The 16,273-nt window shown below is 36.6% G+C and carries 11 protein-coding genes; 5 read left to right on the top strand and 6 right to left on the bottom strand.

Annotated elements, in window-relative coordinates:
- Nucleotides 1–64 precede the first annotated feature (64 nt).
- Nucleotides 65–583 (bottom strand): phosphoribosyltransferase, encoded by a 519-nt coding sequence (locus tag ACP6PK_RS12485; protein WP_426559876.1) that lies wholly within the window; start codon nt 581–583, stop codon nt 65–67.
- 341 nt (nt 584–924) lie between these two features.
- Nucleotides 925–1,131 carry a hypothetical protein gene (locus ACP6PK_RS12480; protein ID WP_426546053.1) on the bottom strand — a complete coding sequence of 69 codons (207 nt, stop codon included), beginning with the start codon at nt 1,129–1,131 and terminating at the stop codon, nt 925–927.
- A gap of 625 nt (nt 1,132–1,756) precedes the next feature.
- Between ACP6PK_RS12480 and ACP6PK_RS12475 the strand changes: the two genes are divergently transcribed.
- Nucleotides 1,757–3,634 (top strand): hypothetical protein, encoded by a 1,878-nt coding sequence (locus ACP6PK_RS12475; protein ID WP_426559875.1) that lies wholly within the window; start codon nt 1,757–1,759, stop codon nt 3,632–3,634.
- A 481-nt stretch (nt 3,635–4,115) separates the two neighbouring features.
- Nucleotides 4,116–4,463 carry an NAD(P)H-quinone oxidoreductase subunit M gene (gene ndhM, locus ACP6PK_RS12470; RefSeq protein WP_094673506.1) on the top strand — a complete coding sequence of 116 codons (348 nt, stop codon included), beginning with the start codon at nt 4,116–4,118 and terminating at the stop codon, nt 4,461–4,463.
- Nucleotides 4,464–4,539: 76 nt separating this feature from the next.
- Here ndhM and ACP6PK_RS12465 read toward each other — a convergent pair whose 3' ends face one another.
- Nucleotides 4,540–4,806 carry a hypothetical protein gene (locus ACP6PK_RS12465; RefSeq protein WP_094673507.1) on the bottom strand — a complete coding sequence of 89 codons (267 nt, stop codon included), beginning with the start codon at nt 4,804–4,806 and terminating at the stop codon, nt 4,540–4,542.
- A gap of 374 nt (nt 4,807–5,180) precedes the next feature.
- Between ACP6PK_RS12465 and ACP6PK_RS12460 the strand changes: the two genes are divergently transcribed.
- Complete coding sequence (locus tag ACP6PK_RS12460) at nt 5,181–7,292, top strand: protein phosphatase 2C domain-containing protein (protein ID WP_168186489.1); 2,112 nt, start codon at nt 5,181–5,183, stop codon at nt 7,290–7,292.
- A gap of 624 nt (nt 7,293–7,916) precedes the next feature.
- Here ACP6PK_RS12460 and ACP6PK_RS12455 read toward each other — a convergent pair.
- Together ACP6PK_RS12455 and gap are read right to left on the bottom strand one after the other, a co-directional pair.
- Complete coding sequence (locus ACP6PK_RS12455; RefSeq protein ID WP_426559874.1) at nt 7,917–8,297, bottom strand: DUF1823 family protein; 381 nt, start codon at nt 8,295–8,297, stop codon at nt 7,917–7,919.
- A 546-nt stretch (nt 8,298–8,843) separates the two neighbouring features.
- Complete coding sequence (gap, locus tag ACP6PK_RS12450; RefSeq protein ID WP_426559873.1) at nt 8,844–9,869, bottom strand: type I glyceraldehyde-3-phosphate dehydrogenase; 1,026 nt, start codon at nt 9,867–9,869, stop codon at nt 8,844–8,846.
- An 853-nt stretch (nt 9,870–10,722) separates the two neighbouring features.
- Here gap and ACP6PK_RS12445 point away from each other — a divergent pair.
- A complete protein-coding gene (locus ACP6PK_RS12445) occupies nt 10,723–10,914 on the top strand; it encodes a hypothetical protein (protein WP_426559872.1) in 192 nt (63 codons plus the stop codon).
- A 72-nt stretch (nt 10,915–10,986) separates the two neighbouring features.
- Entirely contained in the window at nt 10,987–11,199 is a 213-nt protein-coding gene (locus tag ACP6PK_RS12440) for a MerR family DNA-binding transcriptional regulator (protein WP_426559871.1), read from the top strand.
- A gap of 658 nt (nt 11,200–11,857) precedes the next feature.
- On the opposite strand, the gene ACP6PK_RS12435 is transcribed toward ACP6PK_RS12440, so the two are convergent.
- Entirely contained in the window at nt 11,858–15,244 is a 3,387-nt protein-coding gene (locus ACP6PK_RS12435; RefSeq protein ID WP_426559870.1) for an efflux RND transporter permease subunit, read from the bottom strand.
- Nucleotides 15,245–16,273 lie beyond the last annotated feature (1,029 nt).

Raw genomic sequence — 16,273 nt, 5'->3', positions numbered from 1 at the left:
ATTATCAATTATCAATTATCCATTATCAATTATCCATTATCAATTATCCATTATCAATTATCAATTAATGAATACCCATCTTGGGAAAAGTTAAATCAGCAGGATTAATTTGTTCATATATCTCAAAGGGTTGATGAATCCAAGGATTATCAGTCAAATAATCAACATAGTAATTCGGCTCAAATATTGAGCAAGCTTTATACCATAAAACAGCCGTTTTTAATTCTTGAATTTCTTGACTATAATTATCTTGAAGCCAATTAATGGATTCTTTAATACTAATTCCAGAATCTACCAGGTCATCAACTAACAAAACATGACTACCTAAAGTATCTGTAGTCATAGTCAAATTTTGCGCTATTTTAATATTACCTCGCTCCTGACCCTTAATACCACCATAAGAAGAAGTAGCGATAATTGCCAAAGGTTTCCTAAAAATGCGAGAGAGAATATCTCCTACTCTTAGTCCCCCCCTAGCTAAACAGACAATTTGATTGAACTCCCATTGGGATTGATAAATCTTTCCTGCTAAATATTCAATTGTTTTATGATACTCTGGCCAAGAGATGTAAATATCACTCATTTGTGAATTTGAAAATAATGGTGACAACTTAAAAATAAGTTAATTTTACCCAAAACCACCATTTTTATCTCAAACCACTAATTATCTTATGCTCTGAAACAATTTTTTCAATCATTTTCAAATCAAATAAATATCATACAGGTCTGATACACACAGACCTCTATTACTTAAAAATTAGATCAAAAATTTTTAGTGACATAATTCCCTTTTTCTATAAGTTGATAGATATAAAAATGCTGAAATTTTGGGGTTATTAAAAGGTAATCAGACCTGCCAATTATCAGAAAAGGGGTAATTTTATATTACAGTTTTTTTATTAGTCAAGCAGAATAGCAAAGTTTTTAATCAGCCATCTTGAGCCATCCACGACGAATTGCATGAAGTAACCGATTAATTGCTGTGGTATCTTCTTCACTCAGATTATGGTATAAAAATAAATTTCTGAGTTGTTGTCTTTGCTCTTGAGTCAAGATACCAGATCGATATACTTGAAATACTAATTCTGTGATTATTACTTCCGGTAAAAAAGCTTGATGTAGATAATCCATAACAGTTGATTTTTATAACTCACTATCTTTAGTATTCCCTATCTAACAATTAATAACTGTGATGAACCGCTTGAGTCCAGGTGATATATCTCATACCAATTAGTGATTTCTGTCACATTAGTCAAAAGAAAATTATTGAGTCAAAATATTAATAATTATAAACTTTTAAGAATCAAAATAAATCCCTATAATTTTGTCAAAATATACACTTTTCAACTATAAACAACTCATGCAGAAATTAAATATTATCAAATTCGATCGTTATGATATCAATTATTTTAATTAGAGATTGTCAAGTATAAACAAATCTCAAAAAGAAGATAGGGAAAACTTAACTGGGAATATGAAAACTAAAACATATTAATATTTTCCTCCATAAAAGAAAACTAAAATATAGCTAGTCTTCTTTTTTTTAGTGACTAAACCACTACCTTTGCTATTATAATCTATTCAATCCCAGGTTGTATTCAAGCTTTAAGATTTAGTTAACAAACAGTCTCTTAATCAGCTTCGCTGCGTGACTACCAATATTAATTGTTATGCAAGAATATAATGTCAAGTAGAGTTGATTTTCGAGTACAGATAACGATCGCCATTATACAACAATTTCCAAGAATTAAAAAATATGAAATCCCAGCAAATATTATATAGAATTCTGGCAATAATTACCACTATAATCTTGAACTTAACAATATTTGGATGTCAAAAAAAGAATCAAGTAAAATTAGCCGAAAATAGGAAAATAACAACAGTATTACAACAAAAAATTGGGGAAGAAGAAAATAAACTTCAAGAGCGAAGTTTAGCAATTCGTCAGAAAATAGCAGCCAGAGATTTAGAAGAATTAGAGACTTGGTGGAAAAAAAGAAATATAGGAGATCCTCATAAATATTTACTACCAGTAATTTTAGCTAGATTAAGTCTAGAAGGTGAACCAGTAGGAAAACTTTATAATCAAGAAAAAACTTGGAAAATTTTGCTACAACTAGATAAAGATAAACCAAGTATTTATCACTTTCGCAGTTATTTAGATGTGCGGATTTTCTTTTTGTTTCGAGACAAAATGCCGTCAGAAATATTAACATCTTACAAAAATCAACTACAGCGACCGAAAGTTCTACAGTGGACAAAAACTGGAACAGAAAATCATATGTTTATGGGACGTGCATCCGGTTTAGCATTGATGGATGGTAGTGGTTGGCCTATAGGAGATCCAGCAAGTGAAGCTACAAATGAAGCATGGTTACGAAGCGAACTGAATAAATTTTTAACTATTGGACAAGGAGAATTTCATTCTTCTACTTATTATGGATATAGTATTGGTGGATTGCTTAATATCTATGATTTTGCTCGTGACCCAGAATTAAAAAAACTGGCCAAAGCTTTGCTAGATTGGTACGCAACTAATATGGCATTAAGACTAAGTTGGGGAACTGCTGGAGGTGCCGAAAGTCGAGGCTTCGATCGCCATACCTGGAATAGTGGGTTAAGTACAGTAGCTTGGATGTGGTGGGGAGATGGAACTGAAGCAGCAGAAACAATGGGAAGAGGTAGTGCTAGATTAGCATTGGCACCAGCTCTCAGTACATATCGTCCCCCAGAACATTTGCGGGCATTAGCTCGTAAACAAGTACCATTACCATTTAAACTAAGGGCAAGCCATCCAATTTACTATAGCTACTCTCAGGGAAATGCTTTATGGGAGACCTTTTATATAACTCAGGATTATAGTTTAGGAACTTTATTAGAGCCTACTCGTAGTTATCAAGTTGAGGGTACAATTAGGGCACAATATGCTACTTATAAGTTAGTGGTGCGCGACCCGAATGGTAAAAATAATGCAGTAGTCAGTTTAGCAGGAACTTATCATGGACCGCAGGCAACTGGTCGTAGTCCTGGAGACCAATATGTTCAAGAAAAAGGGGCAGTCATTTTTCAATTAATTCTCAATGATCGAGATTTACAAGCGGGAGTACCTCCGCGATCGCATTTAGTCTTGCCACAGCGTTATGGTGAACCAAGAAAATATAAAGATTGGTATATTTGGCGCATGGAGAATATTTGGCTATGTGCTAGACCTTGGGGAGATGAAGTAAATTTGCAAATACCAGTCTCTGAGAAATATAAAGATTATCAAGCAATGGTTGCCAAGGGCACGAAAACTGCTTGGGTGACTGATGTGGCAAGAGTCGCTGATATTGGAGACTTTGAAAGTTTGAAACAGGCGTTGGATAAAACTGAAGTTGATGATAGCGAATGGAATAGTCAGGGGCGTTTGAGTTATCTAAGTTTGGCAGGCGATCGCATAGTGATGACTTATGAGCAAGATGGTGCTATTGGGGATGCTGTGATGAATGGAGAGAAAAGGATTTTAGAAAATTGGCCTGTTTTGGAGAGTCCTTATGCCAAGCAAGAATTGTATAGTGGATTATTAGAAGTTGATGACCCCAATTTAGGTAAGTGGCTATTACGAGGTAAGTTGACTGGTCCAGAATGGGAGTGAGTATTTGCTTAATTTTTATCCAGAGAATAAAAATACAGACCAGTACATAGTATCTAATTCAGGACTTACACAAAGGTACTATATATAGGGTTTGCTGAAAAAGTCTTTTTGAAGGAGTAGGGGAGCAGGGGAGCAGGAGAGTAGGGGAGTAGGGGAGTAGGGGAGGAGTAATTTTTTCCCAACTCTTGCTGAAAATACTAACTTTTTGATTTTTCGGGAACCGTGCATTAAGAGCTGAAAACCTGGTACTTTTTAGCAACCCAAAAAAGCCCAAACCTTTATCTGTAAATACTTTTAGCTTTAATCAGCCAGCCCTATATAGAGTTTAAAAACTATAACGTTATAGTTTTGAACGCTATATATATATATAGTTTATGCGTAACTCCTATGATTAATAAATTTAGAAATATGTTATTATAATATCCGCAAAAATAGCACTTAAGATAGAATTTAACAGAAAGTAACAAACAGAGAATCACCTATGCCATTAAAGTCAACAACTAGACATATTCGTATTTTTGCAGGAATAGTGGAAAAGAATGAACTTATTCCTGACGATAAGGTATTAACTTTAGATATCGATCCCGACAATGAACTTAACTGGAATGATGGTGCTGTACAGCAGGTTTACCGAAAGTTTGACGAATTAGTAGAATCTTATAATGGTTCAGATTTAACCGAATATAACCTGCGTTGTATGGGTTCTGATTTAGAACATTTTGTCCGTTCGCTCTTACAATCAGGTGAAATTAGTTATAATCTTGGTAGTCGTGTGAATAACTATAGTCTAGGACTACCCAGAGTAGATGTTGATGCTGAAGCTCAATAGCAATACCAACAATACTCAAATTTAATATCTAATCAAATCCGATAACATTACTGTTATCGGGTTAAATAATAACTTATCATATCTCTACCTTGTTATTCTGAGAATGTTGTAAAAATTGTTTCATAGAGACCTTTCGATTGGCCATAAATTGATTCCAAGCACTAGGGAAAAACTCCTCTAAAGTTTCCACTAAAGCCCAAATCTCAAGATTAACCATTTTGTAGTATAATCCATGAGAATGTTTCACTTGAGTCAGCAATTCATCTATCTCTATTGGAGGTAATGACTGCTCATTATTAGTTTCTAAATTGCTCGAAGCACCAGAATCAGAATATTTAGACATAAATACACCTCATAAGAGAATATTTATAAACAGGACTTACGCACGCGAAACCCGGTTTCTACGAGAAATGGTTGTTTTGACTAATAGAAGTCTAGGAGAAACCGGGTTTCTAGGTTCACCTGGGTAAGTCCTAATAAATTTACTGACAAAATTTTTAGGAAATATTAACTATCTTAATTGTATCAAACCTATTTATAATAAGGGTACAATAGTTTAATATCAAAAACTGCCAACTAGAAATTGGCTTTTTTAGATATTAGAATTATGGCGATAACTGAGTCAAAAAGACCTAATTCAAGCAGCATAGATAATCAAGAGAAATCTCTAATCAAAGAAATGGCCGAAAGCGGTGAGGACCCCTGATGCAAAACACTATGCCAAAACACTACCTGTGGGCTATAGGTGAAGGGAGCAAAACCTATCGGCCAGGAGAAATGATAGCAGAGCGCTATCAAGTTCAGCATGGTAGGATATTACTAGATACTCAACCACACAAAATGCCCGATCTGCCCGAAGAAATTCCGGGTGAAATAGAACCATATTTGAAATTATTTCCCTATAGACTTCATATTCCTCAAGTTTTTGGACTGGTTTCAGTAGCAGCAAACAAAGGGACTAAAGCAATATGGTTGTTAGAAAGAGGGCCAATAAATTCAGGGACAGGTAGCTTAATGCCAGAAATAGCTACAGCATGGAAAGATGCTACACCCATGCGACAGCTAAACTGGTTGTGGCAAATAGCTCAACTTTGGCAACCTTTGAATGTGCAAAAAGTAGGTTCTAGTTTACTAAATCCTGAAAATCTGCGGGTAGAAGGGCAATTAGTACGTTTAGTAGAACTACAGCCAGATGAAAAATCGGTGACATTGCAGCAGTTAGGTCGGTTATGGCAGAAATGGGCGAGCAGTGCTAACCCAGCAGTAGGCAAATTTTTGAAACAACTGTCTCAGCAAATGATGGCAGGCAAAGTACAAAATGACGATATACTAATAACACAACTAGATAAAGCGTTAGAAGCATTGGGGCGATCGCAAGTTCGGAGTGTTCACATTACCACAGCTACAGATACCGGACCAAACCGTTCTCACAATGAAGATGCTTGTTACCCACCTAGTAAAACTGTGATGAGCTATCCACCTAGTCCTAAGACAGTAGCTATTGTTTGTGATGGCATTGGTGGTCAAGATAGGGGTGAAGAAGCTTCCCAGTTAGCAATCAAAGTTTTGTACCAACAACTGCAAAAGATTCCAGAAAATGGAGAGCCTCTAACTGTAACTACAAAGTTAGAAGAATTTGCTTGTGTAGCTAATGATGCTATTTGCGAGTGCAATGATAATGAGGAACGCCACGGTCGTCAACGGATGGGAACCACCCTAGTAATGGCAATTGCTCATCTCCACCAACTCTACATTACCCATCTAGGAGATAGCCGTGCTTACTGGATTACTCCTAGCAGATGCCATCAAGTAACTTTAGATGATGATATCGCTACTCGTCAAGTCAGATTAGGTTACTCTCTATATGGTGATGCCATAAAACAAGCAGCATCAGGAGCCCTAGTACAAGCTTTGGGTATCACTAGCTCAATAAGTCTCCATCCAACGGTACAGCGCTTTCCGATAGATGAGGATAGTATTTTCTTAATTTGTTCCGATGGTTTAAGTGATAAAGATCGAGTAGAAGAATATTGGCAAACAGAAATATTGCCATTGCTAGAAGGAAAAATAGATATAGCTACAGTTAGAGACAGATTAATAGAAATTGCTAACACCAAAAATGGGCACGATAATGTGACAGTAGCTTTAGTGTATTATCAGGTAAAATCTAAAGGTCAGATGACAGAATTATCACTCCCCCCTCTAGACATTAAGTCTGCACAATCAGAAAAGACATTTTTTGAGCATAAACATCAAACTTCCATGTTTGACTTAGAATATAAAAGTTGGTGGTTTTACCTGTTAGGAATTTTTATACTTCTGGGGTTAGGGGGAATATTAGCATATTTTTTAAGTCCTATAGTAACTGACTTATTTTTTGAAACTCCAGCACCAACAAAAAAGATTTCCGATAATGAAATTGTGAAAAAGATAGAACAACCTAGCTTATCAGCAAATCCTACATTTTCTCCGACCTTATCCTTCGATGTAGGTTCATTTATATTGATTAGTGGTAGCGACTCTCCAACAAATACATTAAACAAACCCATTGAATTACTAACTAGCAGCAGAGATAATACTGTGAAAGGTAGAGTTGCTAATGGTAGTATTCTCAAAGTAACTAGAAAAATTAATCGACCTGAAGAAACTTGGTTAGAATTAGAGGTATGCTCAATTACAAAATCATCGAGCATCGATCAAGAATTTATCTATTACTTACAACCAAAAGATGTAGGTTGGATTCAACAAATCAAAATAGATAGTCGTCTAGATATAATCAATCTCTCTGAGGTAAATCCAGAACAACTAGATGAGTGTTTTAATAATTAATAATGGATAATGGATAATTAATAATTAACAATTAATAATTAATTAGGGTTTGCTGAAAAAGTCTTTTAGTAGCGGAGGAGTCAGGAGTCAGGAGTCAGGAGAAGCGGGAATTATAGAGGAGGCAGGAGGAAAAATAGTAATAATGATTTTTCTGCCATAATCTATCCAAAATGCTCACAATTTCTGCTTTATAAACCAAAAAGCTGGTACTTTTTCCAGACCTAAAAAGGCTAAAACCTTTATCTGTAAATGCTTTTATATTTAATCAGCAAGCCCTAATTATTATAGCGCTGTGCTCCGGGAACAGGCACTATTGGAACAGGCAACAGGGGGAATAAATTGCCGATAATATAAGACTTTGAGCTGCTTGGCCCCTACTACAATTTGTAAATATACCAGCGCTCATTGCTATACCTCGTTATTAAAAAGAAGATCATTTGTCAAAAGGAAGTTTTTTTATTCTTGATAGGAGAGGCTTTAAATCTTGATTTTTCGGTAATATAGTCATTTCAAATAATGATAAAAAACTTTTTTGGCTGAAACCGTTTCAAGACCAAAAACATTCGTCCTAGTCTTATTCAGAATGACTATATATTAATATTAGTCAAATTCAACTAATAAATATTAATTTGTGTCAGATTTGCTAGCAATTTCCATATAACTTAACAGCCAATTAGCCATAGTAGCACGACGAGCTTGCACAGGAGTAAACTCACCAATTTTATAACCTTTGAAACCCAATTTTTGTTTCAATAATTGTTTATTTTCTTTAGGAATAGAGCGAGTCAATTTCACAGTAGGCGGTCGAAATTCAATAAAATTTGGAGGTTCTGGATATTCATCTCGCCACTCTGGTGCTACCCTCGAAATATCCCATTTACAAGTAGCATCATCATAGCGATAACCAAGATAATACCAAACTAATTGATTAACAGTATTATCATCAATTTTTTCATCAATAATTGCCTGAATAGTTTCTGTATTTAGTTGTGGTAGTTCAGACATAAAACCTGATTCCTTTTGCTTTAGAGTATTATAATAAACCGGGTTTGTAGTAAACAGATATCAATATGATAGAGCATTTAATAAAAACCAGATTTCTCTGCTACTTTTTTACTTTGGAGTGTTATAAAAAACTGAGTTTTTAGCCAATAGAGATTAGTATAGCAATCAGTTGTGATTTGTGAGAATTTGTAATATTTTATCTAAGGGGGTTTGGTTGATAAACCGAATCTTAGCTAGGGTTTGGATACCAAACCCCTACAGTTTTTTCTCAAATCTCATTCCTGATTTCTATATGATAGGGTATTTAATACAAACCTGGTTTCTATACTTTTTACTTGGAAGTGTTATAGTAGGAGTTGGGTCTCTAAATCCGATTTTTGCATTAGTTTAAAGACCAAACCCCTACATTTTTTTTTCACAAATCATTTAGGATTGGTATATAGAAATTGCCAGAGTAATTAGGAAATTATCGCATCTCTCAAATTTAGTCACAACAAGAATGTAAGGGCGAATAGCAATTCGCCCCCTAATGACTTCTGACTTCAGTTAAGAGATACCTTCTTTTTGTGCCATTGATAACATTAAATCTAGGACTCGATTTGAATAACCCCACTCATTATCATACCAAGAAACAATTTTAAAGAAATTAGAATTAAGTTCAATTCCAGCACCCGCATCAAAAATACTAGACTGGGGATCGCCTGTGAAATCAGTAGAAACTACAGCATCTTCAGTATAGCCAAGAATACCTTTCATTGAACCTTCAGCAGCAGTTTTCATTGCTGTGCAAATATCCTTGTAGCTAGTTGACTTCTCAGTTTTGAAAGTCAGATCGACCACAGAAACATCAGGAGTAGGCACTCGGAATGCCATACCAGTTAGTTTTCCTTTTAATTGTGGTAAAACTAGAGCTACTGCTTTTGCAGCACCAGTAGAAGCTGGAATAATATTTTGAGCTGCACCACGTCCACCCCGAAAATCTTTTTTACTAGGGCCGTCTACAGTTGGTTGAGTAGCAGTCATAGCGTGAACAGTTGTCATTAGACCTTCCGCCAAACCAAAATTATCGTCAATCACTTTGGCAACAGGAGCCAAACAGTTAGTAGTACAGCTAGCATTAGAAACAATTGTATCTTGAGCAGGATCAAACAAATCGTGATTTACACCCATCAGCAAAGTTTTTACTTTCTCAGGGTCTTTAGTAGGAGCTGAAATAATTACCCGCTTTGCACCTGCTGTCAAATGATTTGAAGCACCATCAAAAGTGGTAAATAATCCTGTAGACTCAACCACATAATCTGCACCTTTTTCTTTCCAGGGTAATTCAGCAGGGTTTCTAACTGATACACAAGGAATCAACTTTCCGTTAATTGTTATGCCATCATCAGAGGCGGTTACATCTCCTTGGAAACGTCCGTGAGTTGAATCATATTTTAATAAATAAGCTAGGTTTGGTGGCGGTACTAAGTCGTTAATTCCCACAAACTCGATTAAGTCCGGGTAGTTTAGTCCAGCACGGAATACTAAACGTCCAATACGGCCAAATCCATTGATGGCTACTTTTAAAGGCATGGATACAACTCCTGTATAACTAAAAGTTTCTATAAGTATTAGGACTTACCGATTAGAAATTATCATAAGGACAATTGGTCTAAATTATTCTTTTCCATATCTTAAGAATCTTGAGGCCAGATGACGAAGGGATGATTGGACAATGGGACACCTAGCAACTATATTTGGGTTGTGTAGAAAATATCTTGGAATTGGGGAATGGGCAGTACAAGGAATATCCATAAATTAAAGATATCGGTTTATCTTGGGTTCCCTTTAGCTTAATCCAACTTACAAATAATTTTGATAGAGAATATTAACTCCTGGTAAAGCTGAAATCAGTGAAAACTACTGCGTAAATGTACAGTAATTTTAGTATGATTGTTTCTGCTAACCAACTATTTCTTTCATATATAGCAATGTGCACTGGCATATTTATACATTATTTTTTGTACACCTTTTCTAGAAGGCAGTTTGAGCTGGGCGTTGTAAATACCTGAGCGCTCACTGCTATAGCGTTTCCCAAGGTTATAAGGTACAGTTATATTTTTGTCTTTTTGTTCCCTGTTCCCTGTTCCCTGTTCCCTGTTCCCTGTTCCCTCAAACCTAAAATTTTGTACCTCACGCTTTTTGGGAATTGCTATATTGCCAGATATACTTTTTGAAAATCCGTAATTTTTCTGAAATTTAATTATCTAAAACTATCTAATTATTCTCAGTAATTATTCTTAATTTTTGAGCTTATTTTAGATAAATATACTGATAAAAAATTATGTATAAATATTTAATAAATATATACAAAAAGACTTGTCATTTACTCAAACAATAAGCCATACTATTAATGGTTAAGCAATAGGAATTCAAGGATATAGAAATGAAAAAGATTACCACAGCAGAAGTTTTAGATCTTCGAGCAGAGGGTTTAGTTCCTAGCAATGCAATTATGATTAACTTGAAGCCTAGAAAAACTGTCAGCGATAGTAATATCAACCAATTAGGTACAGGTTATATCCTTCAAGGTAATGGGCACGAAGATTTTGGTTTGCCAGGCTTTTCAGTTGAGTAGAGTTGGTAACAAATTATTTATTTTCTCTCTAAAACGCTCAAAAAGTAACAAATCGTGCATCGAAAAAAATGAATGTTTCAGATGAAATATGTCAGACCCAAAGAAGCAGCATCAATCCTTGGAGTTGCAGTCTCAAGTCTCAGACGATGGGAAGAAGAAGGCAAAATCAAAGCAATCAAAACCCCATCAGGGCATAGGCGGTACTCAATCGAAGAAATCGAACAAGCAGCAGGTTTGCCCAGGGCAATTACCACTGTTTGTTATGGGCGACTACTCAAGACTTGAAGGAGTTGGGAGTGAGTCTTTTGGTTACTGTATTTGATACTTGTTGAAATGGCTTTCAATAATAAATAATGGATAATGGATAATTGATAATTGATAATTGATAATTGATAATTACCTCTCCCTAAAAGCAAGAGGATTGAATCAAAGGAAAATTTTTTTTGTTTATCCTTGAAATGAGAGGCTTTATACCTTTATTTTTCGGTAATATATTCTTGATCGCAGGGTAATATCATGTCCGGATAATCAGTGATAAAAAAGCTCTTGTTTGTAGTTGGGCTTTAGCCCTATTATAGTTTGGGCTAGAGCTTTACTACAAGCTTTAAACTTTAATTGTAACTATTCAACCGGACATGATATAATATCTACAATTTAACTAAATATTTAATATTTGATATCAGCATTTATCGGCAAGCTTATTCTATAAATACATCCTCTCAAACTACCTTTTTCAGAAATACTTGAAGTTTAAAATAACATATCAAAAAATGAGAAAATGCTATATAATTTCCTCTCACTCGTAGGAGGTTTGGGTTTGGTGACCAAACCCCTACAAGAGATGAATCATACTAATAATACCAGGTTTGATCTAACTAATTATCAAGACTTGATATTAGAACTTAGTAGGGGTTTTGTATCCAAACCATATCATTTTTGTTATCTAACTTTTAGGCATTTGTGGTTCTTGCCTAACCGCCTCATCAATATCAGAATCAGCAGTTTCTGTAGTAGAATTAGCTTGATTTTCTGATGCACCGTTAGTTAAACTATGCCCATTATGATGATCTTTCACACCATTCTCAAGAGATCCATTTCCATTAGAATGATGGTCATCATAATCTGAGAAACTATCCTCATCTGACGGCTCAGGTTTTTCACCCTTCAAAAATCGGGATTCAAAAGTCTTAATTGCAATATACAAATTAGGAGTAATCAACAAACTCAACAGTGTACCAACCAACATTCCCCCAAATATTGCAGTACCCAGAGACCAACGACTACCTACACCAGCACCCGTAGCTACAACTAGAGGCCAGAAACCAATCAAACTAGAAATTGCAGTCATCTGAATTGGGCGGAAACGTTGTTCTGCTGCTGTAACTGCTGCCTTACTAATGCTCAACCCTTTATCCCTTAACTGGTTGGCAAACTCCACAATTAGAATAGAGTTCTTAGAAGCCAAACCAATTAACATAACCAAAGCAACCTGACAATATACGTCATTCGTAACAACAGGCCAAACTCCACCTGCCATCGGCACATTTGCTCGGAACCAAATTGCACAAAGCGCACCTAATACCGCTAGTGGCACCGATAGAATAATAATTGCTGGGTCAATGTAACTTTCATACTGAGCTGCAAGTACCAAGAATACCATCACAACCCCTAAACCAAAAATGATAGGTGCTGAACCACCAGAAGACTTTTCTTCCAAAGCACTACCCTGCCAAGCATAACCAAAACCAGGGTCTAATACTTCTGCTGAAGCAGCCTCCATCGCAGCGATCGCTTGTCCAGAACTAAAACCAGGAGCGGGGTTGCCCTGAATTTTCAGAGACCGGAAAATATTATAGTGAGTAATTGTCTCTGGACCTGTAAAGTCAGTGATTTTTACCAAACTACCTAAAGGAATCATTTCGTTATTTTGAGAACGAACATAAAATTGGTTAATATCTTCAGGGTTAGATCGGAATTGTGGTTCTGCTTGAGCATAAACGCGATATTGACGTTGACCTAAAACAAAGTCATTGACATAAGAAGAACCTAAGAAAGTTTGCAATGTCGAGAAAATATCATTAACTCTAACATTTAGAGCTTTAGCTCGGTCTCGCAATACTTCGATCCGCTTCTGAGGTTTATTAGCTGCGAATTGAGTGAAAACCCCCTGGGTTGCAGGGTACTTATCAGAATTAACAGCACCAATTAATTTTTGAGCATTATCTGCTAAAGCTTCAATTGGTAAGTTACCACTGCGGTCTTGTAATTGAAATTCAAAACCACCAGTATTACTCATTCCTTGTACGGGAGGTGCATTAACAGCAAAAGCTCTTACCTCTGTAACATCCTGTAATGAAGCATTGACTTTTCTCAGAACCCCATAAACTGATTGTTCTGAATTAGGTCGTTCATCCCAAGGTTTCAGCAAGACGAACATAATTCCCTGACTAGGGTTATTACCGTCAAAACCAAACCCTGCTGCACCAAAAGCAGATTCGATATCATCAATCTCCAAAAGTTTATCTGTAATTTTCTCTGTTGCTTTAGCTGTATAGTTAACAGAAACACCATCGGGTGCGCTATAGAGAACCAGAAAATATCCCTGATCTTCTTCTGGCACAAATCCAGCAGGAACTATACCATACATCAAAACAGTTGCGACTAACCCCGCGATAAAAATCCCCATCACCAAAACATTAATGCGGGTGAGGAACCTCACGAATTTAGCATATTGGTCTTGCAGCCAACCAAAAGCCTGATTAAACTTATCAAAAAACCATCCCAAAGGTCCTGTTGTTTCTTCCTTGGGACGCAACAATAGAGCGGACATTGTGGGAGAAAAGGTAAGAGCGTTAAAGGTAGAACAGGCAACAGCGAAAGCAATAGTTAGTGCAAACTGTTTGTAAATAATTCCGACAGTTCCGGGGAAGAAAGAAACGGGGATAAAAACTGCCATCAATACCAATGATGTAGCAATAGTCGCACCCGTTAATTCTTCCATCGAATCTAATGCTGCTTGCCGTGCTTTCATCCCTTGCTCAATTTTAGTCGATACTGATTCCACAATCACGATCGCGTCATCCACCACTAGACCTGATGCTAGGGTACAAGCAAACAATGTTAATGTATTAAGTTCAAACCCTGCTATCTTCAAACCAGCCATTGCTCCAATCAAAGCTACAGGAATAGCAATAGCTGGAACTAAAGTTGCCCGCCAATCTTGGAGGAATATAAAGATAATCAGAACCACCAAACTGACTGCTTGGAAAAGGGTGATCACAACCTCTTGCAAAGATACAGTTACAAATAAAGTTGTGTCATAAGCAATTTTATATTCTAATCCAGGAGGAAAATTCTTACTCAGCTCTGCGAGTGTTGCTTTAACCTCACCTGCAGTTTCTAGAGCGTTACTACCTGGAAGTTGATAAACTGCCATTCCTACTGTTGGGCTGTTATTATAAGTTGCTATCAGTTCATAATTTTCTGCTCCCAGTTCAGCTCTACCCACATCTTTAACTTTGACTAGGGTGCCATTTTCACCAACTTTGAGTACCATTTCTTCAAATTCTGAAGCTTCAGTGAATCTACCAACTGCTCGCAGTGGGATTTCAAACTTTTGCTCCGGTAGTGCGGGAGCTTGACCAATTTTTCCTGCACCTACTTGAATATTTTGTTCTTGTAAAGCATTAATAACATCTTGAGCAGTAATTCCACGAGCTGTCATCCTTTGTGGATCTAGCCAGATCCGCATAGCATATTGACGTTCCCCCAAATAGGAGACCTGACCTACACCAGTGATACGTTTAATCTGGTCGTTAACATTCAGGTCAAGATAGTTACTAATAAAAACTTCATCATATATATAATTGTCACTATCGTCTTTTTCAGGGTTAAATGCAATTACCAAGAGAATACTAGGAGATGATTTTTCAGTTGTTACTCCTGTTTGTTTAACTGCATCAGGTAATCCTGATTCTGCTTGAGCTACTCGGTTTTGAACGTTAACCTGAGCTGTATTTCGATCTATTTCGGTAGGGAAGGCAACACTAATACTTGTGGTACCATTATTACTGGTGTTGGAGTACATATATTTCATGTCTTCAACACCATTAATTTCCCTTTCCAGAATTGTTGTGACTGTATTTTCTGCCGTTTGAGCATCAGCTCCAATGTAACTTGCCGTTACCTGAACCTGTGTATTAGCAAGTTGAGGCAACTGAGCAATGGGCAATAAAGGAATACTGATTACGCCTACCAGGACAACCAGTATTGTGCATACTGTTGTTAATACAGGCCGCTTAATAAAGTTATCTGCAATACTTAAGAGCATGAGTTTGTTATTTCAGTTATCGGTTATCAGTTATCAGTTATCAGCTAGTCTCCTAGGTCGGAACTTCCTTAAAAGTACCTCCGGCTGTATTAGGAGGCTTGAAAACCGGAATTTTCTTTTTCATCCCCTTGAAAGGGGAGGCTATGGACGTTATTTCTTGGTCATAAATTTAGTAATTGAGCTTATATTGGCTTATATTATAGATATAGAAATTTTGATTGACATAAAGTACAACAAATGCTAGTTGAAATGATACTATAGCAATTCTATTTTGAGTGTTAATATTTGTAGTGGACTGACATATCTAAAATCTAAAATAGTGCAATAGTAGGGGCGGGTTTCACCAGAAATTTTCATATTCACCCTAATAGACCGACACAGCTAAAACTGTGCATTAGGGAGTAGGGGAGTAGGGGAGTAGGGGAGTAGGGGAGTAGGGGAGAAAGATTTTTGTTGGGTTTCACCGGAAATTTTCATGCTTACTGTTAGATTTACATAAACCCGCTCCTAGGACAGTGGGTTATATCATTGGGGGCGGGTTTATCTGACTCAATGTGAAAGCTCGTTGTACGGACGCCCTTATGCAACGTCCCTATAGTGAAATCCGCCCCTAGGTCACCTGATTCCCTAATGCACTATTTGAGATGAAGCAGTCCACTAAGATTTACATAAACCCTACCTCATCGGCAGTTTTAAGTGTGTCAGTCCAGTATTAGACTGAGACAACTAATATAGAATCCGGGTAATTAGTTATCGTATCGCTCTAGGAGTCAGTCCTCGTAGGGGCGTTTCATGTCGCGCAGCGAAACGGCCGTTAGCTTCGCATAACTATCGTTAACGCCCGTACAGGAGTCAGGAGAAAGAAAAGATTTGAATAGCATGAGTTTTTCAATTCCTATTCATGCTTAACATCTGTATTAAGAGAAAGTAATTTTGCGATTACTGTATAACCGGATTTTATAGAACCCCTAAGCGTATCTCCGCAAAGGTAAGGGTTTTTGCCAAAGGAGTCAGTCCTCAGTCCTCAGT

The sequence above is a fragment of the Dapis hubbardiae BLCC-M172 genome (genome assembly GCF_050016015.1).
In the GTDB taxonomy this organism is placed as follows: Bacteria; Cyanobacteriota; Cyanobacteriia; order Cyanobacteriales; family Microcoleaceae; genus Trichodesmium.
Note: the sequence above shows the minus strand (reverse complement) of the source record. Positions and strands in the feature narration are given on the sequence as shown.